Genomic DNA, 24,635 nt, shown 5'->3' with positions numbered 1-24,635 from the left:
GACTACTCGCCGGTCAATGACTCGCTCGCCGGCGAGAAGTCGATGGTCGTGCCGAGGCCCTCCGACTTCGCCTTCTCGTAGAGGAGGTACGCGCCGGCGACGGTTTCGATGCCGGTGCCGCCGCTGTCGAAGACGGTGACCTCCTCGTCGTCCTCGCGGCCCTCGACTTCGCCCGCGACCACCTCGCCGAGTTCGGCGTAGATGTGGTCCTCGTCGACGACGCCCTCCTCCAGGGCGTGCATGAACGACCCCGCGTCCTGCGTCGCCCGCGCCCGCAGGTCGGGCACGTACTTCGCGCGCTCGATGGTCGTCGCGTCGAGTTCGCGCTTTCCGGGCGTGTACTGGCCCATCGCGGTGACGTGCGCGCCGTCCTCCAACCGGTCGCCGTCGAACACCGGTTCCGAGGCGTTCGTCGCCGTCACGACGATGTCCGCCCCCTCGACGGCCGCGGCCGGGGAGGCGACGGCGGCGACGCTGGCGTCCAGCGTGCGGTCCATCTCGCCGGCGAACGACTCGCGGCTCTCCTTCGTCGGCGAGTACACCCAGACCGTCTCTAAGTCCCGCACCGTCGCGGCGGCTCGAAGCTGTCCCCGGGCCTGCGCGCCGCTTCCGATTATCGCCAGCGTCGTCGCGTCCTCGCGGGCGAGGGCGTCGACGCCGACGGCGCCGGCGGCGCCCGTCTTGAACGGGTTCATGCTCGCGCCGTCGAGGAGCGCCAGCGGTTCGCCCGACTCGGCGTCGAACAGCGGCGTCATGAACCACGCGTCGCCCGCGCCGAACCCGGCGCTGTAGGCGTACCCGCCCATCGCGCCCGTCTCGGGGAGGACGGCGGCGTAGGTGGTGAGAAAGCCCGGCGGCTCCTCGTTCGTGAGCTTCGTCCGCGGTTCGGCCGGCGCCCCCTCGCCGCGCTGTCGGTAGGCGTCGCGGACGGCGTCGACGAACTCGGCCGGCGTCGCGAGTCCCGTCACGTCGTCGCTCGTCAGAAACAGCGTCTCCGTCATGGGGGGTACATCGAACGCCACCGTGATGAACGTGCGGGACGGCGGCGCCGTGGCTCGCGGGGAAGGTATCAGAAAAGTGGTAACGCGAACGCGGACGTCGTCGGGGTGACAGGGCGAAACGACTAGTCGGCGTCGACGGGCGTCGCGGGGTTCGAGTGCGCGTTGGTCGGCGCGTCCGCCTCGAAGGTCCGCCCCGCGCGGGCGGAGACGGGCCCGTTGACGAACAGCGCGTGTCCGACGATGCCGGCGGCGACGGCGGCGGCGACGGGAACCGCCTGGGTCAGATCGAAGCCGACGAGCGATAGCGTGCCGGTGAGACCGAACAGTGTGAGCGGAATGAGGCCGAGAACGTAGTCGTAGTACCCTGTCATAATACATAGTATTCTACGGGTACACGTCATATAGTTCTTTCCCATTGCTCACCAGTATCTATTCCGTTAGCACCGCGTAGGATTCTCATAAGTTATGAGTCCCGAACCACGGGCACGTGGGCTGTTAGCACATCGTACAGGCGGTTTACTCAGGATGTAAACATATACACGCCAAAACAGGTATTATTTCTTATGTAACTGTCCCACATTCTGCCCCCATCCGAGCGTTCAACTGTGCGCTGGTCGGACCTACCGACGTGAACCGCAACGACCGCTCGATAGTCGCCCTCGTGATGCTCGCGCACGGGATGGTCCACACCTACGAGCTGTCCATCCCTATCTTCGTCTCCATCTGGCTGACGGAGTTCGACGTGGTGAATCTCGGCCTCACGCAGGTCGAGGTGACGGCGGCGACGCTGGGTCTCGTCGTGACGGCGGGCTACGGGCTGTTCGGCGTCGGCGCCCTCCCCGGCGGCGTCCTCGTCGACCGCATCGGCTCGCGGCGGCTCATCTCGCTGTGCCTGTTCGGCATGGCCGGCTCGTTCGTCCTTCTGGGTCTCTCGCCGAACCTCGTCGTCGTCACCCTCGCGCTGCTCTGCTGGGGCGCGGCCGCCAGCGTCTACCACCCCGCCGGCCTCGCCCTCATCTCGAAGGGCGTCGACGAACGCGGCACCGGCTTCGCCTACCACGGTATCGCCGGCAACGTCGGCATCGGCCTCGGCCCGCTTCTGACCGCCGTCCTCCTCATGTTCTTGGACTGGACGACGGTGGCGATACTCCTCTCGCTCCCCGCTCTCGCGGCCGGCGCCTACGCCACGCGCGCGCAGTTCGACGAGAACGCCGCCGTCGACGCCGGCGCGGGCGGCTCCTCGAAGGCCGACGCCGGCGTCGACTCCGTCGAGGAGTTCCTCGCGGAGTCGAGGCGGATGGTCGCGGGCGGCTTCGTCGTCGTCTTCCTCGTCGTCATGTGCTCGGGGCTGTACTACCGCGGCGTCCTCACCTTCCTCCCGGACCTGCTGTCGGGGCTGGGGACGTTCGAACCGGTGCCGCTGGCGTCGCTGCTGCCCGCAGGCCTCGCGGGGGCGCTCGGCGTCACCGCGGACTCCGGGCAGACGCTTCAGCCCGAGCGCTACTTCTACTCGGGGCTGCTGATGGTCGGCGTCCTCGGGCAGTACGCCGGCGGGAAACTCACCGACCGCCTGCCCGTCGAGTGGGGCCTCGTCGGCTCCTTCGGCGCCCTCGCCGTCCTCGCCGTCCTCTTCCTGCCCGTCGTCAACGCCGGCCTCGTCCCCCTCCTCGCCTTCGGCGCCGTGCTCGGCTTCTTCCTGTTCGTCATCCAGCCGTTCTACCAGGCCACCGTCGCGGAGTACACGCCGGCCGGCACGCGCGGCCTCTCCTACGGCTACACCTACCTCGGCGTGTTCGGCGTCGGCGCCCTCGGCGGCGCCCTCGCCGGCGCCATCCTGACGTACGCGACGCCGGCGGCGCTGTTCGCCACGCTGGCCGGCATCGCCGCCGCCGGTGCGGGGTTCGGTCTCTACCTCGCGCGGCGGAGCGGGAAGTCGGCGGCGTCCGAAGTCGCCTCGGACTGAGCGCTTCGCAGAATCGAACTCGAACCGAACTCGACAGAAAAGAGACCGCGACTACCCGACAATCTTGAAGTACAGCCAGCGCCAGGCGACGAGGGCGACGAGGCCGGCGACGAGGATGACGACGGCGAACACCAGTTCGACGCCGCCCTCGAATATCGCCGTCCACCGCAGGATGAGGCCGACGAGCGCCGCCGGAATCCACCCGCGAATCGCCAGCGGGATGGCCGACTTCGCGCTCTCCGCCGCCCCCGCCGAGTACGCGCCGATGAGCGTCCCGCAGACGGCCCACCCGAGGAGGAACGGCACCATCGTCAGAATCCACCCCGCGGGGTTCGAAGAGAGGTACTCCACGCCGTTGTGGTTCACCACGCCGTAGGTCAAGACGAGCGCCAACGCGAGGAAATCCCCCACCGCGAGGGGCAACGCGTCCGCGTCCACCCGTTCGTCGAGGAACGAACTGTTCGAGGTTCCCATGTCCGTTGGATTCGGACCGTCCTACATGACTCTCCCGTTTCGGTGTCGGTTCGAGCGAGCGAGGGGTTCGCCCGTGTGTCGCCCGCTCTAGCCCTCCGCCGGGACGCGTCCGACGACGACGTACTCGAACCCCTCGGAGACGATTCTCGGCTCCAGTCCCGCCGCCGACAGCAGGGCGCACAGGTCCGTCGGTGTCCAGAACGTCGAGTCGAAGCCGACGGCGCGTTCCGCGAGGACGAGGCCGCGGCCGCGGAGCGTCCGCGGGCCGAACTCCTGGACGACGACGACCCCGCCGGGGCCGACGACGCGCGCCGCCTCCCGCAGGCCCCGTTCGGGGTCCGGCAGGTGGTGGAGGGCGTCCACCACGACGACGGCGTCGACGCCGCCGTCGCGGACCGGCAGCGACCCGGCGTCGGCGCGGACGACCGGGTGCCCGTCGGCCCGCGCCCGTGCGAGCATCCCCCGCGAGAAGTCGACGACGACGGGGTCGACAGACAACCCCTCGCGCGCCAGCGCCCGCGAGGCGCGGCCGGTGCCGCCGGCAACGTCCAACACGCGCGTAACGTCCCGCCGGGCGAACGCGAGGCCGGCGCGGAGGGCGTCGGCGTCCGCGGAGGGCATCAGACGGTCGTACAGCGAGGCGACGCGGTCGAAGAAGCGCACGTCGCCCCGGCCGTGGAGGCTCGCCATACCGTCGGCTACGGCCCCGGAGGCGAATAAGGCTGACCGACGCACTCAACCGCGCGGCCCCCCTCGTTCGGCCATGGAGTTCGTCGTCCTCGGATGGGCGGACGACGGACCGACGCTCCGTCTGGACTACCGTCGGTTCGCCTACGCCGGGAAGTTCGTCATGTCGAACACGGGCAAGGCCGTCGTCGTCGACCGGTGGGACCCGACGGCCGCCCCCTCCGAGGAGTACGACTCGGCCGTGGCCGCCGCGGCGGCGTTCAACGAGGACCGCACGGACGAGTCGACGCTCTGGATTCGCTACGTCACCGTCCGCTCGGACCGCAAGCGGCGGGGGCTGGGACCGCGGCTCTGCGCGTTCGTCGCCGACGCGGCCCGCGGTGCGGGCTACGAAACGCTCGCCATCGCCGTCAACAACCCGTTCGCCTACGAGGCGCTCCACAAGGCCGGGTTCGCGTGGACCGGCGAGACGACCGGACTCGCCGAACTCGTCCTCGAACGGCCGGCCGACGCGCCCGCGGGGCGGGCGCGGGAGACGTACCAGGCGGGATTGGACGACTACCGCGACAGGGACCTCGGCGACGCCGAGACGGCTTTTCTCTCCGCACGGGAGGGGTCGGACCCGCCGGCCCTCCTCGACGGCGTCGAAATCGGAGAGACAGAAGGCGACGGGGACGACGCCGACGACGCCGACGACACGGCAGACGCGGGACGTTAAAGCGCCCCGCGACCCAACCGGCGGGTAATGGGCAACGCAGACCTGCGGACCTTGGCGTCCCTCTCGGACGTGTCGTTCGACGACGTGGCGGGGAGCGTCGTCGCCGTCGACGCGCACAACTGGCTGTACCGGTACCTGACGACCACGGTCAAGTTCACCCGCGAGGACGTCTACACCACCGCCGACGGCGAGGAGGTGGCGAACCTCGTCGGCATCGTGCAAGGGCTTCCCAAGTTTTTCGAGCACGACCTCGTTCCGATATTCGTCTTCGACGGCGGCGTCACGGAGTTGAAGGACGCCGAGGTGTCCGAGCGCCGGGCGCGACGCGAACAGGCCGAGGAGCTGAAACGCGAGGCCGAGGAGCGCGGCGACGCCCTGGCCGCGTCGCGGTTGGAGGCGCGGACGCAGCGACTCACTGAGACGATTCAGGAGACGAGCCGCGAACTGCTGGAACTGCTGGACGTGCCCGTCGTCGAGGCGCCCGCGGAGGGGGAGGCGCAGGCGTCGCACATGGCCAAGCGGGGCGACGCCGACTACGTCGGCAGCGAGGACTACGACACGCTGCTGTTCGGCGCGCCGTACACGCTCAGACAACTCACCTCGAAGGGCGACCCCGAACTGATGGACCTCGACGCGACGCTGTCGGACCTCGAGGTGACCCACGAGCAACTCGTCGACATCGCCATCCTCTGCGGCACCGACTTCAACGACGGCCTCTCCGGCGTCGGCCCGAAGACGGCGCTGAAGGAGGTCAAAGCGCACGGCGACCTGTGGGCCGTCCTCGAAGCGCGCGACGCGTACATCGAGAACGCCGACCGGGTGCGCGAACTGTTCTTCGACCCGCCGGTCACAGACGACTACGAGTTCGACACGGACCTCTCGCCGGACGTCGAGGCGGCCCGCGCGTTCGTCACCGAGGAGTGGGGAATCCCCGCCGAGAAGGTCGACCGCGGGTTCGAGCGAATCGAGGAGTCCGTCGTCCAGACCGGACTCGACCAGTGGACCTGACGCGTCGGCGGCGCGGACCCGGCGGCCCGTAGACTGCGTCAACCGCCCGGCGCGCCCGTGCGCTCGCCGGCCGAACCGTCGATACAGTACCCGTTTGAGTCACCGATACAAGTAACATCCCCCACGCCGTCGGACCTGACAATGAAACGACGCTCGCTCCTCGTCGGGGTCGCCACCGCGCTGTCGGGGTGCGCGGCCGCGCGGGACGTCGCGGACCGCATCCCCTTCTCGGACGCCTCCTCGAACGGGTCGACGAGCGTCGAGGCGGACGAGAACGCACTGGGCGCGGACGGGACGGCCGAGGATTTCGAGCGCACCGGGGAGGTCGGCCTCCCGCCGCCGAGCGCGGGGACCGTCTCGCAGTTCGACCCCGCGAGCGTCTTCGACCGCGTGTCGGTCGGCGCGGCGGAGCAGTACCACCACCGCGTCGTCGTCTGGAACGCCGCCCCCGAGGAGCGGACGGTGACGGTCCGCCTCCACGACGTCGACGCCGACCGAACCGTCGTCGACGCCGAGATGCGCTTTCCGGCGTACCAGGCCTTCGAGATGCGCCTGTTCGACCCGACGGACTACGTCCTCGCCGTCGCGGCCGACGGGAAGGGAGCGCGGCGCCTCGGCGTCCCGCGGTCGTTCATCGACTGCGACGGGTCGGAGACGGTCGTGGCGGTCCGACCGGGCGGCGGCGTCGACGCCGCGGTGCGGTCGACGACCGTGCTGTGCGACTTCGGCGGGTGAGGACGGAGAGGAGAGCGGCGTCCGAGGTCCGACTCAGGCGCACGCCTCGACCGCTTCGCAGAACAGCGACGCGCCCAGTTCGACCTCTCGTTCGGTCACGTCCAGCGGCGGAAGGATTCGAATCACGTCGTAGCCGCAGGCGAGGGTGAGAAGGCCCTTCTGGAGGCAGGCCTCCTGTACGTCGTTGCGCCGCTCCTTCGAGTCGAACTGGACCGCGAGCATGAGACCGAGTCCGCGCACGTCCGCGACGGGCGCGAGGTCGGCGTCGCGCACGAACTCCTGGAACTGCCGGCCCCGTTCGACGGCGTTGTCCATCAGGTCGTAGTCGTGAATCGCGTCGATGGTGAGCGCCCCCTGCAGCGAGGAGATGATGTCGCCCGCGCCCCACGTCGAGGAGATGCGCGCCTTCTCCTCGGGGAACACGTCCCGCCGGGAGACCGTCGCGCCCACCCGAAGCGCCTTCGCGGAGGTGATGATGTCGGGTTCGATGGCGAAGTGGTCCGACCCCCACATCTTCCCCGTCCGGCCCACGCCGGTCTGAATCTCGTCGGCGACGAGCGTGATGTCGTACTCCGAACAGAGCGCCGCCATCTCGTCCATGAACGCCTCCGAGGGGATGCGGTAGCCCCCCTCTCCCTGTATCGGTTCGAGGACGACGAACGCCACGTCGTCGGGGTGGACGTGCCCCTTCTCGGGGTCGAGTTTCTTCCGGAGGCGCGAGGCGCCGGAGTCGTCGGGGAAGAAGCCGCAGTCGCAGGTGTCGGCCGTACAGGCCCGCGAATCGCAGTAGGGGATGTCGACGATACCCGAGATTTCGGGGTAGTCGCGGCGGTAGACCGACTTCGAGCGGTTCAAGGAGAGGGCGCCGAGCGTCCGCCCGTGGAAGCCGCCCTCGAAGGTGACGCCGTACTTGGCGCCGCCGGACTCGTCGTAGGCGATTTTGATGGCGTTCTCCACCGCCTCCGCGCCGGAGTTCGAGAGGAAGACGGTGTCCATCCCGTAGTGGTCCGTCGCCTCCACGAGTCGCTCCATCAGACCGGCCGGGCCGGGGAAGCGCTCCTCACCGGGTCGCTGCCCGTCGGAGACGTAGAAGTCCTGCCCCGCTATCTTCAGCGGGTCGACGAGGTCGAACTCGCGGAGGCGGTCGAGTATCTTCGGGTTGTTGTAGCCGAGGGGGGCGGCGGCGACGTGGCTCGTGAAATCGAGGAGGACGTTACCGTCCACGTCGGTGCAGAACGGCCCCTCCGCGTCGGCGGAGACGTCCCAGACGAAGTCGTAGACGTAGGTGCTGGGGGCGGCGTTCGAGCGGTGGTAGTCCACCCACTCGCGCGCCTTCTCGCCGGGGAGGGTGTCGACTCGTGGCGTGGCCGTCTCTCGGTCCATGACCGCCCTACGGCAACCCCCACGATAAGAAGTTCGCTCGGTGGTGACGTACACCGAATCTCATAGGACGCCCAAGGCGACGAACGCGCCGGTGAGGGCGCCGACGCCGACGAGGAGCGCCGCCGACCACAGCGCCACCGCGCGGGCGAACCGCCGGGGGCCGGCCAGCGAGAGCAGCACCTTCACGACGACGCTCGACGCCGTCGCGAGGAGGATGGCGAGCGTGGCGGCCGTCGAGTCGATGCTCCCGCCGCGGTACAGCAGGATGGCCGTCGTCGTCGCGCCCGCCGAGGAGACGAACCCCGAGACGAACGAACTGACGTAGAGGCCGAGCGTCCCCAACTCGCTCTGCGCGACGGTTCCTACCACCAGGATGGCGAGGAAGACGGCGCCGAACGTGAGCGCGTTCCGCAGCGAGAACGGGCTCTCCAAGGGGATGTCAACCCGTTCGCTCCAGTCGGCGGAGAACCAGGCGGCGACGACGCTCCCGACGATCAGACAGCCGAGGGGGAGCGCCACCCCGACGAGCGCCCGGTTCGTCGCGGTGAACGTCAGCGCGATGACGAGGTTGCGGACGGCCATCGCCGCGTCGGCGAGGAGGACGGCGGCGACGCCGTAGCGGTAGGCGTCGGGGTGCTGTCGGACGTGGTCGAGCATCGTCCCGACGACGGCCGAGGAGGAGGCGAGGCCGCCGAAGAAGCCCGTGACCGCGATGCCGCGGCCGCCGTACTGCTGGACGACGACGTAGTTGACCATGCCGATGCCGGCGACGGTGACGACCATGAGCCACGCCACCCGCGGGTCGTCGATGGTGACGCCGTAGACGGTGTAGGACTCCGCCGGCAGGATGGGGTAGGCGACGAACGCGAGGATGGCGAACTCGGTCATCGAGCGGAGTTCCTCTCGGTCTAACCGCCCCGCCAGCCCGTGGAGTTCGCGCTTCAGGACGAGCAACAGCGACGAGACGACGGCGACGGTGACCCCCTGGAGGGTGAAGCCGAGGGCGACGAGAACCCCGACGCCGTAGGCCGCCATGAGCGACATCGAAGTGGTCAGAGAGAGGCCCGTCCCCTCGTTGAGGAGGCCGTCGACGGCGAGGAGGATGCCCTGCACGATGACGAGGGCACCCCCCAGCGCGAGCAGGGAGACGCCGAGGTTGGACTCCTCGGCGAGGAGGGTGAACACCGCGCCGACGAGGCTCGTCAGGCTGAACGTCCGAATTCCCGCGGACTTCTCGGACCACTCGCGCTCCAACCCGAGGAACATTCCGAGGAGCGCAGCCAGCACGAGTCTGACGACGTCGTTCGACAGCGGCGCGGACAGCAGATCACCGGACTGCAGAGCGAGAGACGAGAGGACCGGGAACGGCATCGGTGCTCGTTCGTGGAGCGACGTCCTTAATTCCGTTGTGGCTCCCCCGAAACACGTTAGAATTCACGACAGACTTTTGCCGTCTGGGGGTCCGTTCTCAGATATGTCCCTCCTCGATATGAACCGCGCCCGGTTGGCGTGGTGGGCGGTCGGCGCCGTTCTCGCGGCGGCGTTGGCCTTCGTCTTCTACTCGTTCGTCGGCACCTTCGTCTTCGGCATCTTCATCTACTACTCGACGCGCCCCATCTACCGCCGCCTCAATCGTCGCATCCGCCCGCCGAGTCTCGCGGCCGCCATCGCCCTGTTCGCTCTCGCGCTTCCGGCGTTGGCCCTCGTCGCCTACGCGTTCGCCATCGTCGCCAGCGAGGTGGCCAAACTGACGAGCGACGGCTTCTTCGACCTCTCGCGGTACCCCATCACGACCGAGCAACTCGCCCGCTTCACCGACCTGAGCGCCCTCTTGGCGTTCGACCTCTCCGATATCACCGAAGCGCAGGTGTCGCAGATACTCCGGTCGCTCGGGTCGGCGGCCGACACGCTCGCGTTCTTCGGCATCGGCGCCATCCACCTGTTCGTCATGATCGCGCTGGCGTTCTACCTCCTGCGCGATGACCACCGCTTCGCCCGCTGGTTCCGGACGCAGTTCGCGGACGACCGCGGCGTGATGGAAGCGTACTTCACGGCCGTCGACCGCGACTTCCAGAACATCTTCTTCGGGAACATCCTCAACGCCGTCCTCACGGGCACCATCGGCGTCATCGCCTACTCCGCGCTGAACGCGGTGGCGCCGCCGGAGATGGCGATTCCGGCGGCCGCCCTCGTCGGCCTCCTCGCCGGGGTAGCGAGTCTCATCCCCGTTGTCGGCATGAAACTCGTCTACGTCCCCGTCGCCTCCTACCTGCTCGCGGTGGCGTACTTCACGAACCCGGCGGCCATCTGGTTCGTCTTCGCGTTCGCCGCCATCTCGTTCGTCGTCGTGGACACGATTCCGGACCTCGTCCTCAGACCGTACGTCTCCGGACGGAGCCTCCACGTCGGCGCGGTGATGATCGCGTACACGTTCGGCCCCCTGCTGTTCGGGTGGTACGGCATCTTCTTCGCGCCGATGATACTCGTCCTCGTCGCCAACTTCGCGCGATACGTCCTGCCCGAACTCGTCGTCGGGTCGCCCATCCGACCGTACGCCGTCGACCCCGCCGCGGAGACGGAGACGGAGGCCGGCGACGCCGGACCGCCGGTACCGACGGACGCGTCGTCCGGCGGCGAGTCGGAAGGAACGGGCGACCCCGCCGCGGAGAGGGAGACGGGGGCCTCCGCGGACGCGGGGCCGGGTTCGGGTGCGGGGACCGTGAATGAAGACGGGTCGACGCCCTCCTGAGACCTACCGTTCGAGAAGAGTTCCGCTCAGACGCGGGCGCCGCCGTACTCGACGTCGACGTAGTTGGCCTCCCACTCCTTGCGCGCCTTCAGTTCCCGGCGGCCGCGGCGCGTCAGCGTGTAGAAGTTGGTTCGCCGGTCGCGCTGTCCCTTCTCGACGAGACCTTTCTCGACGAGGGTGTCGAGGTTCGGATAGAGCCGACCGTGGTGAATCTCCTTCTCGTAGTACTCTTCGAGTTCCTCTTTGATGGCGAGGCCGTGCGGTTCGTCGAGGCCGGCGATGACGTACAGTAGGTCACGCTGAAATCCTGTCAAGTCGTACATCGGTACTTTCGATTGGTTCCTTATTGTCTGGCTGGAATAAGTATATCGGAGCGGAACGACCGGCACCGCACGTGTACGCGGTGAATCCGGCCGTTCTGGCCGCCAGTTTCTGTCGGCGGTCGTACCACTCGTACCGAATTTCGGAAGTCGACGCCGTCGCTCTCGGGTTCGTGCGACGACCCGCGTCGAGAACGCAGTCGCTCCGGAACGTGAGTATCGGAAAAGGAAGCAAGCCACGCGAAAATCGCGTGGATGCTTGCCGCCCTGAATTGGTCCCCGCTGACGCTTCGGCCCTCCAAAGCGAAGCGTCACCTGTACTTATTCACTTGCCTGTATTAAAGATATCGGCACGCGTGAGGATTGCCCCTTGTCGTGATTGACCCGCTCACATGTGCTCTTCCTCGAGAACCCACCCCAGGGCGCGCTTGTAGTGTGTGAACAGTTCCCTCACACCGCTGTGGCGCATCTCTTCGGACGCCAGTTCCTCGGCGAGGAACTCGTACTGCTCTCTGATCTCCTCCTCTGAGCGCATAGAGCGGGTAGGGCCGTCGGACCCATCAACCTGATGCGGGGGAGGCGGTCGAGCATCGCCCCCGGCCGCTCGCGGCGTCGGGCTTTTGTCCGGGGACCGCGCACGTCCGCACATGGAGATTCGGGGTCGCCGGCGGTGCAAGTCCTGCGGGCACGAGTGGTCGTACTACGACACGGGCGAAGTCGCCTGCCCGGCCTGCGGCAGCATGCGGAGCGTCGGCGTCGGCGGGCGAGCGCGCCACACCGACAGCGCCGAGGAACTCGACCTCTCCGCGCACCGCGCCGCGGCGGAGGCGGAGTCGATAGCGGCCGTCGCCGACGACCTGAAGACCGACCTGCGGAGCTACCTCCGGGCGCGCGGGTTCATCAGCGGCGGGGAACTCCGCGACCCCGACGACACCTACCTCGCGGCGCGCGAACTGCTGCACGCGATGGACGTGTACGGCCGCCGCCGCGACCCCGACGAGGCGACGGAACTGTACGTGCTCTCGCTCCTGAACGGCGTCGAACGCGGCGACCGGCCGGCGCCCGAGGCGGTCCCCGAAACGATGTCGGCCGCGCGCGGACTCGCCTACGCGGAGTCGCTGAACGCCTTCCGACGCGACTTCTCGACGTGGCTGGAGGGGGAGTCGCGCCCCGAGGCCCGGCGGACGCTCTCGACGCTCGGCGAGCACCTCAAGCGCGCCGAGGCCCTGCAGGGCGACGTGCCCGTCGAGCACTCGGAAGCGCTCGTCCGCGCCGCCCGCGAACTCGCCGCCTACGCCCGGGAGGGCGACGAGTCGGCGCTGGCGAACGCCCGGGACCGACTGTCGCGCCTCGGGTAGCGGGGAGGGCAACGCCTTTCGTTCCCGGCCCCCGTTCACCGCCGATGGCCGACCGATTCGACCAACACGCCGCCCGCCACCGGATGAAACTGCTCCGCGACGACGGCGACGTGACGCTGTACGAGAACCGCGAGGGCGTCCCCTGTCCGGCCTGCGGCGACGCCTTCGACCGCCTCCTCCTCACCGAACGCGGGGCGCACTCCTTCGACGTGGGCGAGAACGCGCGGTTCTGCGTCGCGCGCGAGGAGGAGCGACTGGTCGTCTGTACGCACCGATAGACGGCGGCGACGTGGCGGGAGCTGAGGAGTCGCGGCTACGGCAGGTCGACGGCGACGCCCTCGGCGTCGCCCGCCGCCTTCACCGTGTTCCACAGCAGCATCGCGCGCGTCATCGGCCCGACGCCGCCGGGGACGGGCGTGATGGCGCCCGCCTTCTCCTTCGCCGACTCGTACTCGACGTCGCCGACGAGTTCGTAGCCCTTCTCGGTGTCCGCCTCGACGCGGTTGATACCGACGTCGATGACGGTACAGCCTTCCGAGAGCATCTCGCCGTCTATCATCTCGGGGACGCCCGCGGCGGCGACGACGATGTCCGCGGCGCGCGTCTTCGCCGCGAGGTCCTCGGTGCGGGAGTGACACACCGTCACCGTCGCGTTGCCCGTCTCCGACTTCTGCAGGAGGAGGTTCGCCATCGGCTTGCCGACGATGTTCGACCGGCCGACGACGACGGCGTCCGCCCCCTCCGTCTCGACGTCCGCCGAGGCGAGGAGCTTCTGGATGCCGTGGGGCGTGCAGGGCTTGTATCGGGGGTGTCCCGCGACGAGGCGGCCCACGTTCTCGGGGTGGAAGCCGTCGACGTCCTTGGCGGGGTCGACGCGCCGGAGCACCTCTCGCTCGTCGACGTGGCCCGGGAGGGGCATCTGCACGAGGATGCCGTGGACCGACGGGTCGGCGTTCAGTTCGTCGATGGTGGCGTACAGTTCGTCGGCGGGCGCCTCGGGGTCTATCTCGTAGTCACGCGCCTCGATGCCCACCTCCTCGCAGTCCGAGTGTTTCATCGAGACGTACGTCTCGCTGGCGGGGTCGTTACTCATCAGGACGGTTGCGAGACAGGGCGTCGCGCCCGCGTCGGCGAGGGCGTCCATCGCGTCGGCGAGACCGGTTCGCACCTCGGCGGCGACTGCGTCGCCGTCGATTATCTCCGTCATGTCTCAACCGCCGCGGCCGCCGCACTTCAATCACGCGGATTCGTGCATACTCCGTCGGTAAAAGCGACTTCGATAACCATGCACGTGCATACAATCCGCGGGTCGCGCTCGGCGCCTCAGGGGTACAGGGGGTGCTCCTCGCAGAGTTCCCGCACGCGGTCGGAGACGGCGTCGACCGTCTCCTCGTCGTCGTGGTCGTCGACGACGCGGGCAATGAGTTCGCCCACCTCGCGGACGGCGTCCTCGTCGAACGCGCGCGTGGTCAGACCGGCCGTGCCCGCGCGGATACCGCTGGGGTTGAACGCCGACCGCGTCTCGCCGGGGACGGTGTTGGCGTTGAGGACGATGCCCGCCTCTTCGAGGGCGGCCTCGACGTCCTTCCCCGTCGTGTCGGGGTGCGAGGGACGCAGGTCGGCGAGGACGAGGTGGTTGTCGGTGCCGCCGGAGACGACTTCGATGCCCTCGTCCTCGAACGTCTCCGCGAGGGCCCGCGCGTTCGCGACGGTGCGCTCGGCGTACTCCTCGAACTCGGGCTCCAAGGCCTCCTTGAATCCGACCGCCTTGCCGGCGATGTTGTGCATGAGGGGACCGCCCTGCGCGCCGGGGAAGACGGCCTTGTCGACGGCGTCGGCGTGCTCCTCCGTGGTCATGATGATGCCGCCGCGACCCGCGCGGATGGTCTTGTGCGTCGACCCCGTCACGAAGTCGGCGACGCCGACCGGCGAGGGGTGGACGCCCGCGGCGACGAGTCCGGTGATGTGGGCGATGTCCGCGAGGTGGTAGGCACCGACGTCGTCGGCGACGTCCTGAATGGTCTCCCACTCGACGACGCGCGGGTACGCGGAGTAGCCCGAGACGATGATGTCCGGTTCGAACTCCTCGGCCTGGTCCGCGAGAGCGTCGTAGTCGATGTAGCCGGTGTCGGGGTCGACGTGGTACTGCTCGACTTCGTAGGTCTGCCCCGTGAAGTTCGCCGGGTGGCCGTGGCTCAGGTGGCCGCCGTGGCTGAGTTCGAGCGAGAGTATCTTGTCGCCGGGGTCGAGCATCGCGAGGTAGACCCCCATGTTGGCCTGCGTGCCCGAGTGCGGTTGGACGTTGACGTGCTCTGCGCCCCACAGTTCCTTCGCGCGGTCGACGGCGAGTTCCTCCACCTCGTCGGCGTACTCACAGCCCGCGTAGTAGCGAGAGCCGGGGTAGCCCTCGGCGTACTTGTTCGTGAGGACGCTCCCCTGCGCCTGCATCACCGCTTCGCTCACGTGGTTCTCGCTGGCGATCATGGCCAGCGTGTTTCGCTGTCGTTCCGCTTCGCCCTCCAACGCGTCGGCGACCGCGGGGTCGACGCCGCGGACGTGGCTGTGGTCCATGTTCCAACCGGCGTCCGTGCTCCCAATAAATGTGTCCACCTTGGCAGTCTCGGCCGCCGTCTCTGTGCACGCTCGTGCGTACGCTCGCGAATTCGGCCACAACATTCAAGTCGTAGTAGAGGCGTCTCAGCCGCTCACTCGGCCCATTTCGGCGATAGACATAAACCTGTCAAACCCCGCTTTCGAGTGTACCTGATGGTCAAGGTGAAGGCGACCGACGCCGGGGTCCAAGCGGTGGGTCCCGGCACCGCTTCTGCGGTCGTCGCCGCCGAGGGGTGGGCGGCGAGCGACCCGCAGCACGACCTCCCGCGCGCCGCGGTCGACGCGGCCGGCGGCGAGGCGACCGCACTCAGACTCCCGCCGGGGCTGCTCCGACTCCAGCGCGTCGACTCGGAGGCGGAGCAGGAGCCGACGGCACCCGCGGAGGGGACCGTACAGCTTCCGGACGCCCCCCACCTCCTCCGCGTCGAGGGGGCGGCCGTCGTCTTCGTCCGCTTCGACGGCGCCGCGACGCTGACCGACGCCGGCGGCGCGCCCGTCCTCTCGTTCCCGGAGCGACGGGCCGTCACCGTCGGCGTCGGCGACCGCTCCGAGCGGCCGGAGACGGTCACCGTCCCCCGGTCGCCGGAGGGAGTGGCGACGGCACTGTCGGTGATGCCGGCCGGCCACCTGACGGCGACGCCCGACCGGTCGCTCCCCGAGATGCGGGCGCCCCCGCCGCGCATCGAGTACGGCGAGCAGTTCTCGATTCCGGACAGCGTCGTCGCTCGGCGCCCGGACGCCTCGGTCGTGCTCGAACTGCCGCCCAGTCTCGACTACCTCGTCCCGGCGTCGTCGCTCGTCCACTATCTCGGCGCCGACGTGCGAATCGCCGACGACGAGGACGCGTGGCCGACGCTCCGGACGGCGAACCTCGAACGCGAGTTCGACCCGAATCCCGGCTACCAAGCGGAGGTAGCGCGCATCCTCCGTCGGGCGTTCCTCTTCGACTGTCTCGTCCGCGGCGCGGGACCGAACGGCCGGGACGTGGCCGAGACCGACCTCCTGTCGGAGGTGGACCTCGACGCCGAGTCGCTGTACCGCGCGGACGCCGGCACCCGACTGGAGGCCTACCTCGACGCGCCGTTCGAGGCGGTGTCGAACCGACTGCCCGACTGGCACCTGTCGATGTACGTCTCGCCGACGTACGACCACGTCCGGACGCTCCCGTACCTGCTGCCGAACGTGCCGAACGTGTTCCTCCCGGAGGCGAAACCGCTCGGGACCGACGAGCGCCTCTCGCGGTCGCTGGACGACTTCTACCGCGCCGGCGACCCGGAGGGCGGGGACCGGAACCGGTCCGCCTCCGGCGACGCCCCGGACGTGAATCCGGTGAAACCCGTCCTCGGGGCGGGGCGCGTCCACGGCTGGTTGGCCGAGGGCGTCCCCATCGACGTGTTCAAGTCGATTCCGGAGGCGTACGAGCACCGCTCGCGGTACCCCGAGGACCCCCAGTCGCTGTCGGTGGTCGCCGTCCTCAACGACAAGCGGATGATAGACGAGTACACCGACGCGGCGGAGATTTACGAGTCCGGTCCCGCCGGCCTCGACATCGAGGTGGAGGTGAAAAAGCGGACCACCCGCGCGGAACTCGCCGAGGTGTTCGAGACGCACCACGACCTGGTCCACTACATCGGCCACTGCGACGAGTCCGGCCTCCGGTGCGTCGACGGCAACCTCGCAATCGAGAACATCGAGGAGTCGAACGTCGAGACGTTCTTCCTCAACGCCTGCGGCTCCTACTACGAGGGGCTCGAACTCGTCGAGAAGGGCAGCGTCGCGGGCGCGGTGACGTTCGACAAGGTGCTCGACGGCCACGCCGCCCGCGTCGGCACGACGTTCGTCCGCCTACTTATCAACGGCTTCAGCCTCGAACGGGCGCTGGCGCTCGCCCGCCGCCGAATCATCATGGGGAAAGACTACACCGTCGTCGGCGACGGGACGCACGTGCTCACGGAACCGGGCATCCCGGCGCCCGCGGTGGCGACCATCGACGAGAACGACGACGGCTCCTACCGCCTGAAGTACGACACGAACTCCCCGCGCGTCGCGGGCGGTATCTACGCCCCGCCGTTCCCCGAGGACGAACGCTCGCACCTCTTGGGCACCTCGCGCCGCACGGACCTCGACGCGTCGGACCTCATGGACTTCCTCGACCGTACCGATATCCCCGTCATCTACGACGGCGACATCCACTGGTCGGGGGACCTCTATCGAGAGTTGACCTGAGAAGCGTTCCGACTCCCGGCGTCCCCCGAAACGCCGGACGTCAGTTCGTTACGCTCGACGCGACGACTGATACAGGCGGAGCCGACGTTTATTCAATGGAATGAATCTGGTATAAATTCTGAGAGAATATTCGCAATTCCTTTGCAGACTGCTTGATATAAGGCGCTACCCGTTGATTCTGATAGTCGGTTTGCGTTAATATTAAATATTCTCGCGGCTCTATTCTAAGTCATGACCATCAGCTCGAACATGCTCACAGAGGGGGTCGAGAGCATCCTTCGGACGGTTCTCGACTCGGGCACGGGCGAGGTGCTAGTGGTGGATCCGACGTCGGACGTCATCGACACGCTGGTTACCGTCGCCTCCGAACACGACGGCGACCTTCCGGAGATGCGACTCGTCGCCGACGAATCGACCCTGAAGGAGGTCATGGACGACTTCATCGTCGCGAGCAACGCGGCGGACCTCGTCGACGAGGGGTCGCTGTCGATGCGGACCTCCGGCGACAGAGCGGAGAACGCCCTCCTCGTCACCGACGAGGCCGTCGTCTCGCTGGTCACCGCCGGCGACCACGTCGCCGGCCTGGTGACGACCGACGAGGAGTTCGTCGAGGCCGCCCGCGGCACCTACACCACGATGTGGGAGGAGGCCCCGGAGTACAAACTCCGGACCCCGCCCATCACGCAGGTGCGCGCCAGCCTCGAAACGGAGATCAGCCCCGACGCCCGGACGGACTTCGACGCCGTCCTCTCGTCGCTGCAGACGGCGCGCGGCGACGGCGACGGCCTCGACGAGGTGACCATCAGCCTCCTCGTCGCCGCGAAGAACGAGGTGCTGCTCTACGACATCTCGAAGTGGGGCGAGGACGTCGGCATCGCCTCGAAGGCGACGTTCTCCCGCACGAAGACCAAACTCGAAGAGATGGGCCTCATCGCCACGGAGAAGGTGCCCATCGACGTGGGTCGACCCCGCCTCCGCCTCAAACTCGGCGAGGACCGACTCGTCAACTCCGACCCCGACCAACTCGCGGGCGTCGCACAGAGCCTCCTGACGTAGCGGGGTTTCGCTGACCCGCGCACCGACGCGCGGAGCGCCGCCTCGACCCGTATCCCCTCGATTTTTCCTTCGCTCTCTCCTCTGCCCGACCGTGACAACGCACGACATCACACTCGTCGGGAGCGGTCCGGCCGCCGAGGCGGTCCGCGCGGCCCTCGCGGACTGCGACGCCGAGGCGACCGAGACGACGCCCGACGGCGTCGACGGCGAGAGCGCCCTCGCGGTGGTCGTCGCCCCCGCCGGCGCCGCCGCGCCGCGGACCGTCGACGGGAGCGTCGACCGCCTCGTCGTCGTCGAACTCGGCGGCGTCGGCGGCGTCCCCGTCCCCGCCCTCGACGCCGCCGTCTCCGTCTTCTCCGGGTCGACCCGCTACGCCGACCTGCGGACGAGAGTCGCCGCCACGACGGAGGCCGAGGGGTCGCCGTCGGGCGACCGGAGCGCCGTCCGGTTCGCGGGCGCCCTCGCGGGCCGCCGGGCCGTCGCCCTCCTGACCGGCGACGACTCGGTGGCGGGAACCGTCGCGGAGGTGGCCGGCACCGGCGTCGCCGCCGAACGACCCGTCCTCCCGGTTCCGAATCCGACCGACCGTTCTCGGGAACTCAGCCGCGACTACCGCGAGGCGTCCGTCGACGACGCCCTCGCCCGCGCCGAACGCGCCCTCGACGACCGGACGGGCCTCGTCGCGCAGGTGGGCGAACGCAAGTCGTTCCCCGTACCGTACTACCTCGCGCAGACGGCGGACACGCGCGGCTTCAGCGACGCTCGGGCCGCCGAGTTCGCCGCCGGCGTCGACGCCGACTGGGACGCCGCGTTCATGAAAGCGCTCGGGGAGGCCCTCGAACGCTACTGCGCAGGCGTCTATCGCTCGGCGGAGTTCACCGTCGCCCCCGAACGGACCCGCGCGCGCCCCGTCTCGCCGTCGCGGTTCGTCCGTCCCGAGAGCTACCGGGCGCCCGACCCCGAGGAGCCGATTCCGTGGGTCGACGGCGAACATCTCGCCGCCGGCGACGCCGTCTCCGTGCCCGCCGAGTTCGTCCACCACCCGCCGCCGGACGCGCGGCACAAACCGCCCATCACGACCGGGTTGGGGCTCGGCAACTCCGGCGCGGAGGCGCTGCTGTCGGGGCTGTACGAGGTGATAGAGCGCGACGCGACGATGCTGTCGTGGTACTCCTCGTTCGACCCCTTGGCGCTCGACGTAGCCGACGAGGGCTACCGAGAACTCGCCAAGCGCGCCCGCGCGGAGGACCTGACGGCGACGGCGCTGTTGGTCACGCAGGACGTGGACGTGCCCGTCGTCGCCGCGGTGGTCCACCGGGAGGGCGAGTGGCCGCGGTTCGCCGCGGGGTCGGACGCGTCGCTGGACCCGGCGGACGCCGCGCGTTCGGCCCTCGCGGAGGCGCTACAGAACTGGATGGAACTGCGGACGATGGGGCCCGAACGGTCCGCCGCCGAGGAGGGGGCGATAGGCGAGTACGCCGACTTCCCGGCGGCGGCCCGGCGGTTCGTGGACGCGGGGACGGCGGTGCCCGCCGAGAGCGTCGGCCCCGACGAGATGCCGGCGGGGGAGAACGAACTCGCGGCCGTCCTCGAACGCGTCAGTGAGGCCGGACTCGACGCCTACGCCGTCCGGACGACCACGGAGGACGTGGCCGAACTCGGCTTCGAGGCCGTCCGCGTCCTGATACCCGAGGCGCAACCCCTGTTCCAAGGCGACCCGTTCTTCGGGGAGCGAGCGGAGACGGTACCCGCGGAACTGGGGTTCGAGGCGGCGTTGGACCGACCGTACCACCCCTTCCCGTAGCGACGGCTCTCGGGGGCGAGGCTGTACGGCCGCGGTCGTCGAGCGGCGGCAAAAGGGTGGTGTGGGTGGTGGGGTGGGGAGAACTACGCTTTCGGGGGGACGCCGGCGCTCGCGCCCTCGAAAGCCGAGAGACGCGAGACGACCGGAGGGTGGCCCCCGTCGAGCGGGAAGTCGTGGGGTGTGGTCAGGTGAAGGCTTCCCGCCGTCGAACCGTACGGACCGGAGACTAAAATACGTGACGATAGGGGGGTGCAATTTGAGCTGTGAGAGATTGTAAATTATTCGCGATGAGCTCCCGCCTCCCGTGTCACTCTTCGTTCCGGCGGCGGAACGCAGTTCTCGCTTCAAACGTCTGACTTCCGACACAGTATTTCGGAACTGAAAAAATTATTTGTGGCGTCGAAGTCTCAAATCTGCGAGGGGATTCAATGCGAGACCCTGAGATACCCTCTCGAACCCCCCAGAGACGGTGCGTTCGCTGCGGCGAGGTGAAAGCGCACGAAATGTCGATTTCGATACGGGAGGGAACGACGCGAGACGACGTCCGGGGCGAGAACGAGAAGTTCTCGCGGCGGCCGCACGTAGTGTATCGGTGCCCCGACTGCGGGCGTTCGACGGCGAGAAAAGTGGAGTAAACCCGACGGGCGCGGCCACCCGTTCTTTTTCAGACGCCGAACGTCGCGCGGAGCATATCGCGCGTCCCCGGGCCGAGGCCGACGGCGAGGACGGCGACGAGGAGCAGCATCGTGTAGCGCGGACTCTCCTCGAAGATGCCCTCCTCGAACACCCAGACGACGAACGTCGCGGCGACGAGTTTCACGAGGAGGAACGGCCACGCGTCGCCCGTGACGGCGAGGACGGAAGCGGGGAGCGTGCTCGCCGTGAAGTCGACGACGAACTGGTTGACCGGGTGCTTGGGAACGAGGTTCGGGCCCGCGCCGAGCGCCGTCATCCAGTCGAGGCCGACGACGTTGGCCACGCCGTCGACGGCGTGTCCCCAGATGACGACGAAGCCGATGGTCTCCGTCCCGGCGTTTATCTCGGGGGCGAACCGCTCGATGAGCCACCACGTCACCCCGGCGGCGAGCGTCGCACCGACGAGCATCACGACGAGCACCTGCGGGTAGAACTCCACGCCCTCCGCGCCCGAGAACGCGAGCCAGAACAGGTAGCCGAGAGTGACAGCGAGGACGACGACGCCGATTCCGAACAGCGGTCGCTCGTATTTGGGTACCGTCCCCGCCCGTTCGAGGGCGACGGCGGCGACGACGGCGGCGAGCGTGATGAGAAACACCGTGAAGTAGATGATGGGACTGATGACGAGCGCGTTCCACGGGTAGGAGATGAGCGTTTCTGCCGCCCCGGGCGTGTCGTTGGCGTCCTCGACGACGCGCAGGGCGCCCCCGAAGAACATGAACGGAAGGAGGGCGTAGAAGAAACTCCGCCGCCGGCCGATGTCGAGACGGCGCATGAGGAAGACGACGCCCGTCAGGGCGAACAGCAGCGTCAGCATGTAGCCCACCTCCGAGACGAGCGTGTAGCCGGGGTAGGCGACGGGTTCGGCCGCCGCGGCGCAGGCGGTCGCGCTGTTCAGGTACTCGGTGACGCCGCCGGACCGGACGGCGCAGACGGCCGAGTTGGCGTCGGCCTGCACCGGCCCCCAGAAGTAGTGCCAGATGAATCGGTCGTAGACGAGTTCGGGAAAGGCGATAGAGCCGCCGACGAGGGCGACGAGGGCGACGAGCGCCGCGCCGCCCCACAGTCGCTCGGGGTCCACGCCGACGCGCTCTGCAACCGTAGCCATACCCGAATCCCCGGCGTGAGGCGTGTTGAGGATTCCGGTCTCCCGCACGCGGGGACGGGCCGACGCGAGGCGGCGCTACACCGGCAGCGACGGGTCCTCGAAGTCCGTCCCGAGGATGACCATCGTCTGCGACCGGGCGAACCCCTCCATCTCGGCGACTTCGTCGAACATGAGGTCGCGGAGCGCGTCGGTGTCCTCGGCGTACACGCGGAGCATCACGTCCCACTCGCCGGTCGTGAGGTGGACCTCCGTGACGCCGTCTATCTCCCGCAGGCGTTCGAGGGCGTTCTCCTCGCGACCCTGCTCGACGCGGAGTCCGACGAGCGCCGACGTGCCGTAGCCGACCTTCCGCGGGTCCACCTTCGCGTGGTAGCCCTCGATGACCCCCGCGTCCTCCAACCGACCGACCCGGTCGTGGACCGTCGCGCTCGACATGTCGATGCGCCGCGCTATCTCGCTGAACGGCGTCCGGGCGTCCGCCTGCAGGATTCGGAGGATGGCGCGGTCGGTCTCGTCGAGTTCCATGCAGGAGGGTGGGAAACGGGCCTCTTTTCGCTTGCGGATGCCTTCGACGGGTGGCTCAGCCGTCGCGCCCGTCGATTTCGCGGGCCGCCCCAGCACCGCGTCGTGGACCGTTCCGTTGGAGGCGGCGAGGTCCGCCGCGCGGGCGCGTTTCAGACACGTTTTATTCATCCCGGCACTGAGGGGAGACGTGTCGGACGAACTCCCCGCCGACGTGCGCGAGAACCTCTCGGACCTGCTGGACCGCGGGACCGACGCGGCCCGCCGGCGCGACGAACCGGCCGTCGAGGGCGTCGTCGACTCCGTCGAGACGCTTGCTCACCACGAAGTCGCCGACGAGGAGACCCGGGCGGTGCTGCTGCACGGCTGTCGGCGCGTCGCGGCGACGCGCGAGTCGGAACCGCTGGTCGCGGCGGCGTACTTCGAGGCGATGCGGCGGGTCGTCGACGCCGAGGAGTCCGAGGGCTCGGACTGAAGACGAAGGCGCTTCCGCGGTGAAAACGGGGATTCGGAGGGGGTTCGCGTGGCTCTGCGGTGAAAAGGACGGAAACTGAGGCGCGATTAGGGCCCGGGCGGGATGCGTTTTCCTCGACCCGCACGTCTCTTTCGGGGCTCCCTTCTTAGGGGGTCTTCCGATTTCCCGAACTCCGCTTTCGCGTGGTCCGGTACTTGGACTTCGCCCCGTCCTCTCGGGACGGCGACGGGTCGTCGCGGTCTTCCTTCGACGCGTTGACCTCACGTTCCTGTAACGGACAGCTCGGTGTTTGCGTCGACGCCGTTCCGCTCCTCCTTCCGAAGGTTCGGTTCGGTCGCCCGGTACGCCCTCGCGCACCAGCAACTATCGTAGATGCCTCCCGAGGAGATAAATCTATCTGGTTCTTTCGTGATATTCTCGCGGCGGTCGAGTCGCGAGGTCCGGACCGGCTCTCCCGTCCGACTCCTCATATAGGATGCCGCCGTAGGGCGGCCCAATGGCCGACCATTCGCCCAAGCAGCGGTTCGTCCTCGACACCTCGCTGTTCCTCTCCGAGGAGATACGGACCGAGGGGGAGACGCTGGAGGCCGCCCTGTACCGACTGCTCGACGCCATCGCGCGGGCGAAACTCCGACTGGATATCTCCTGCTACATGGCGCCGTCGGTGCACGCCGAACTGATCGGCATCCTGCACGAGAGGGGCATCGACGGGGAGATAGAGACGCAGTTGAACACGTGGGTGATCAAGAAACACCCCGCGCGTTACGAGGTGATGGTCCCCGCGGCCGTCGTTCACGAGTTCGTCCACGAGATGTCCGACCGGGTGAACCGCGGCCTGCGCGTCTCCGAGGAGGCGGTCAGGCGCGCGGGCGAGGACGGCGAGGACCCCGAACGAGTCGTCTCGGACCTGCGCACCGAGTACCGAACGGAACTCCGGAAGGGCGTCCTCGATTCGGGGGAGGACTTCGACCTCCTCATCCTCGCGCGGGAACTCGACGCCGGCGTCGTCACCGAGGACACCGGCATCGTCGACTGGGCGGAGGACTTCGGTCTCCGGTACCTCCGCGGCCGGGATTTCCTCCCCCTCCTCGACGCTTACCTCTCGGGAACGGGGCGGGACGACCCGCTGGATTAACTCGATTCCGAGTCGGAGTACACTTTAGTATTCACGGCTCATCGTGTGGAATATGCGCCCCGCCGACGCGGCAAAACAGCTTCAGTACGCGGTCGCCTCGCAAACCGACGATTACCAGGTCAAACACTGGGAAGCGCACGCCTACAACGACGTGTTCGCCGACGTCGTCGAGCAGGGCGAACTCGCCGACGTGATGGACGTCGTCGAGACGTTGGGCGGCGAGTTCACCGAGGAGTCCCGCCCGTCCGTCGACCGCGCGCGCGTCGTCGCCGACGACGTACTCACCGAGAACGGCCGGATGCTGACCGACGGCGGCCCGGACGCCGAGGACTGAAGCGGTTCCCTTCTCGCGGGCCGCGACGCCGGTAGCGACGGCTTCGAACTTTTCGCGTTTTTCCTCGTTCGGAGCAACCGCTCCGGCGGTTCACAGACGCAGTGCGAGGGGAGGGATTTGAACCACGGTCGCAGCGAGCTGCTCCCTAATTCAAATCTCCTCCGTGCGATTTTTGCGACTCTCACGTTCGTTCGAGTCGACGAAAATGCGAGGGGAGGGATTTGAACCTCACTCGCAAATCGGAAATTTGCTCGCTGGTCCATATCCCTT

At 68.6% G+C, this 24,635-nt stretch carries 26 protein-coding genes; 14 read left to right on the top strand and 12 right to left on the bottom strand.

All coding sequences use genetic code 11. The features are described 5' to 3' along the window. Positions 1 to 2 precede the first annotated feature (2 nt). Positions 3 to 1,001: an ornithine cyclodeaminase family protein gene (locus tag NDI79_RS11710; RefSeq protein ID WP_310928630.1), complete on the bottom strand. Its 999-nt coding sequence runs from the start codon at positions 999 to 1,001 to the stop codon at positions 3 to 5. 122 nt (positions 1,002 to 1,123) lie between these two features. Beyond that, complete coding sequence (locus NDI79_RS11705) at positions 1,124 to 1,372, bottom strand: DUF8015 family protein (protein WP_310928629.1); 249 nt, start codon at positions 1,370 to 1,372, stop codon at positions 1,124 to 1,126. 293 nt (positions 1,373 to 1,665) lie between these two features. On the opposite strand from NDI79_RS11705, the gene NDI79_RS11700 reads away from it, so the two are divergent. Next, the gene (locus NDI79_RS11700) at positions 1,666 to 2,964 is read left to right on the top strand and encodes an MFS transporter (protein WP_310928736.1); all 1,299 of its coding nucleotides are present in this window, start codon (positions 1,666 to 1,668) and stop codon (positions 2,962 to 2,964) included. Between the two features lie 51 nt (positions 2,965 to 3,015). On the opposite strand, the gene NDI79_RS11695 is transcribed toward NDI79_RS11700, so the two are convergent. Continuing rightward, positions 3,016 to 3,438, bottom strand: coding sequence for a DUF3054 domain-containing protein (locus NDI79_RS11695; protein WP_310928628.1), 423 nt, complete (start codon positions 3,436 to 3,438; stop codon positions 3,016 to 3,018). Positions 3,439 to 3,525: 87 nt separating this feature from the next. After that, positions 3,526 to 4,128, bottom strand: coding sequence for a class I SAM-dependent methyltransferase (locus NDI79_RS11690; protein ID WP_310928627.1), 603 nt, complete (start codon positions 4,126 to 4,128; stop codon positions 3,526 to 3,528). 73 nt (positions 4,129 to 4,201) lie between these two features. On the opposite strand from NDI79_RS11690, the gene NDI79_RS11685 reads away from it, so the two are divergent. From NDI79_RS11685 to NDI79_RS11675, 3 genes are all read left to right on the top strand, one after another. Continuing rightward, a complete protein-coding gene (locus NDI79_RS11685) occupies positions 4,202 to 4,843 on the top strand; it encodes a GNAT family N-acetyltransferase (protein WP_310928626.1) in 642 nt (213 codons plus the stop codon). 27 nt (positions 4,844 to 4,870) lie between these two features. Further along, a complete protein-coding gene (gene fen / locus NDI79_RS11680; RefSeq protein WP_310928625.1) occupies positions 4,871 to 5,851 on the top strand; it encodes a flap endonuclease-1 in 981 nt (326 codons plus the stop codon). A gap of 141 nt (positions 5,852 to 5,992) precedes the next feature. Next, the gene (locus tag NDI79_RS11675) at positions 5,993 to 6,586 is read left to right on the top strand and encodes a hypothetical protein (RefSeq protein ID WP_310928624.1); all 594 of its coding nucleotides are present in this window, start codon (positions 5,993 to 5,995) and stop codon (positions 6,584 to 6,586) included. A 33-nt stretch (positions 6,587 to 6,619) separates the two neighbouring features. On the opposite strand, the gene NDI79_RS11670 is transcribed toward NDI79_RS11675, so the two are convergent. Together NDI79_RS11670 and NDI79_RS11665 are read right to left on the bottom strand one after the other, a co-directional pair. Continuing rightward, on the bottom strand, positions 6,620 to 7,969 hold the full coding sequence (locus NDI79_RS11670; protein ID WP_310928623.1) for a class-III pyridoxal-phosphate-dependent aminotransferase: 1,350 nt from the start codon (positions 7,967 to 7,969) through the stop codon (positions 6,620 to 6,622). 60 nt (positions 7,970 to 8,029) lie between these two features. Further along, positions 8,030 to 9,340 (bottom strand): MgtC/SapB family protein, encoded by a 1,311-nt coding sequence (locus tag NDI79_RS11665; RefSeq protein WP_310928622.1) that lies wholly within the window; start codon positions 9,338 to 9,340, stop codon positions 8,030 to 8,032. 103 nt (positions 9,341 to 9,443) lie between these two features. On the opposite strand from NDI79_RS11665, the gene NDI79_RS11660 reads away from it, so the two are divergent. After that, positions 9,444 to 10,718: an AI-2E family transporter gene (locus NDI79_RS11660; protein ID WP_310928621.1), complete on the top strand. Its 1,275-nt coding sequence runs from the start codon at positions 9,444 to 9,446 to the stop codon at positions 10,716 to 10,718. Between the two features lie 26 nt (positions 10,719 to 10,744). Here the strand turns inward: NDI79_RS11660 and NDI79_RS11655 are convergent, their stop codons facing one another. Then, entirely contained in the window at positions 10,745 to 11,041 is a 297-nt protein-coding gene (locus NDI79_RS11655; protein ID WP_310928620.1) for a PadR family transcriptional regulator, read from the bottom strand. Positions 11,042 to 11,426: 385 nt separating this feature from the next. Then, positions 11,427 to 11,573, bottom strand: a complete 147-nt coding sequence (locus tag NDI79_RS11650) for a hypothetical protein (protein WP_008383228.1) — start codon at positions 11,571 to 11,573, stop codon at positions 11,427 to 11,429. Between the two features lie 112 nt (positions 11,574 to 11,685). On the opposite strand from NDI79_RS11650, the gene NDI79_RS11645 reads away from it, so the two are divergent. Continuing rightward, positions 11,686 to 12,396: a DUF7117 family protein gene (locus tag NDI79_RS11645; RefSeq protein ID WP_310928619.1), complete on the top strand. Its 711-nt coding sequence runs from the start codon at positions 11,686 to 11,688 to the stop codon at positions 12,394 to 12,396. 44 nt (positions 12,397 to 12,440) lie between these two features. Then, positions 12,441 to 12,674, top strand: coding sequence for a DUF7385 family protein (locus tag NDI79_RS11640; protein WP_310928618.1), 234 nt, complete (start codon positions 12,441 to 12,443; stop codon positions 12,672 to 12,674). A gap of 35 nt (positions 12,675 to 12,709) precedes the next feature. Here NDI79_RS11640 and NDI79_RS11635 read toward each other — a convergent pair whose 3' ends face one another. Together NDI79_RS11635 and glyA are read right to left on the bottom strand one after the other, a co-directional pair. Next, positions 12,710 to 13,603: a bifunctional methylenetetrahydrofolate dehydrogenase/methenyltetrahydrofolate cyclohydrolase gene (locus NDI79_RS11635; protein WP_310928617.1), complete on the bottom strand. Its 894-nt coding sequence runs from the start codon at positions 13,601 to 13,603 to the stop codon at positions 12,710 to 12,712. Positions 13,604 to 13,719: 116 nt separating this feature from the next. Then, a complete protein-coding gene (gene glyA, locus NDI79_RS11630; RefSeq protein WP_310928616.1) occupies positions 13,720 to 14,967 on the bottom strand; it encodes a serine hydroxymethyltransferase in 1,248 nt (415 codons plus the stop codon). A gap of 195 nt (positions 14,968 to 15,162) precedes the next feature. On the opposite strand from glyA, the gene NDI79_RS11625 reads away from it, so the two are divergent. The 4 genes from NDI79_RS11625 to NDI79_RS23765 all read left to right on the top strand — a co-directional run bounded on the left by NDI79_RS11625 (position 15,163) and on the right by NDI79_RS23765 (position 20,730). Next, entirely contained in the window at positions 15,163 to 17,235 is a 2,073-nt protein-coding gene (locus tag NDI79_RS11625) for a hypothetical protein (RefSeq protein WP_310928615.1), read from the top strand. Positions 17,236 to 17,466: 231 nt separating this feature from the next. Further along, a complete protein-coding gene (tbsP, locus tag NDI79_RS11620; protein WP_310928614.1) occupies positions 17,467 to 18,291 on the top strand; it encodes a transcriptional regulator TbsP in 825 nt (274 codons plus the stop codon). A gap of 91 nt (positions 18,292 to 18,382) precedes the next feature. After that, complete coding sequence (locus NDI79_RS11615; protein WP_310928613.1) at positions 18,383 to 20,095, top strand: YcaO-like family protein; 1,713 nt, start codon at positions 18,383 to 18,385, stop codon at positions 20,093 to 20,095. A 428-nt stretch (positions 20,096 to 20,523) separates the two neighbouring features. After that, positions 20,524 to 20,730 carry a DUF7835 family putative zinc beta-ribbon protein gene (locus NDI79_RS23765; protein ID WP_484494543.1) on the top strand — a complete coding sequence of 69 codons (207 nt, stop codon included), beginning with the start codon at positions 20,524 to 20,526 and terminating at the stop codon, positions 20,728 to 20,730. A 29-nt stretch (positions 20,731 to 20,759) separates the two neighbouring features. Here the strand turns inward: NDI79_RS23765 and NDI79_RS11610 are convergent, their stop codons facing one another. Both NDI79_RS11610 and NDI79_RS11605 read right to left on the bottom strand, forming a co-directional pair. Further along, complete coding sequence (locus NDI79_RS11610) at positions 20,760 to 21,899, bottom strand: DUF63 family protein (RefSeq protein ID WP_310928612.1); 1,140 nt, start codon at positions 21,897 to 21,899, stop codon at positions 20,760 to 20,762. A 75-nt stretch (positions 21,900 to 21,974) separates the two neighbouring features. Beyond that, a complete protein-coding gene (locus NDI79_RS11605; RefSeq protein WP_310928735.1) occupies positions 21,975 to 22,424 on the bottom strand; it encodes an Lrp/AsnC family transcriptional regulator in 450 nt (149 codons plus the stop codon). Positions 22,425 to 22,611: 187 nt separating this feature from the next. Here NDI79_RS11605 and NDI79_RS11600 point away from each other — a divergent pair, with 187 nt between their 5' ends. From NDI79_RS11600 to NDI79_RS11590, 3 genes are all read left to right on the top strand, one after another. After that, entirely contained in the window at positions 22,612 to 22,896 is a 285-nt protein-coding gene (locus NDI79_RS11600; RefSeq protein WP_310928611.1) for a DUF8101 family protein, read from the top strand. Between the two features lie 496 nt (positions 22,897 to 23,392). Next, positions 23,393 to 24,031, top strand: a complete 639-nt coding sequence (locus NDI79_RS11595) for an RNA ligase partner protein (RefSeq protein WP_310928610.1) — start codon at positions 23,393 to 23,395, stop codon at positions 24,029 to 24,031. Positions 24,032 to 24,083: 52 nt separating this feature from the next. Further along, positions 24,084 to 24,365, top strand: coding sequence for a hypothetical protein (locus tag NDI79_RS11590; RefSeq protein ID WP_310928609.1), 282 nt, complete (start codon positions 24,084 to 24,086; stop codon positions 24,363 to 24,365). Positions 24,366 to 24,635: the final 270 nt, after the last annotated feature.

The organism is Halogeometricum sp. S3BR5-2 (assembly GCF_031624635.1).
GTDB classification, from domain to species: Archaea; Halobacteriota; Halobacteria; order Halobacteriales; family Haloferacaceae; genus Halogeometricum; species Halogeometricum luteum.
The sequence above is the reverse complement of the archived record's forward strand: the minus strand, read 5'-3'. Positions and strand labels throughout refer to the sequence as shown.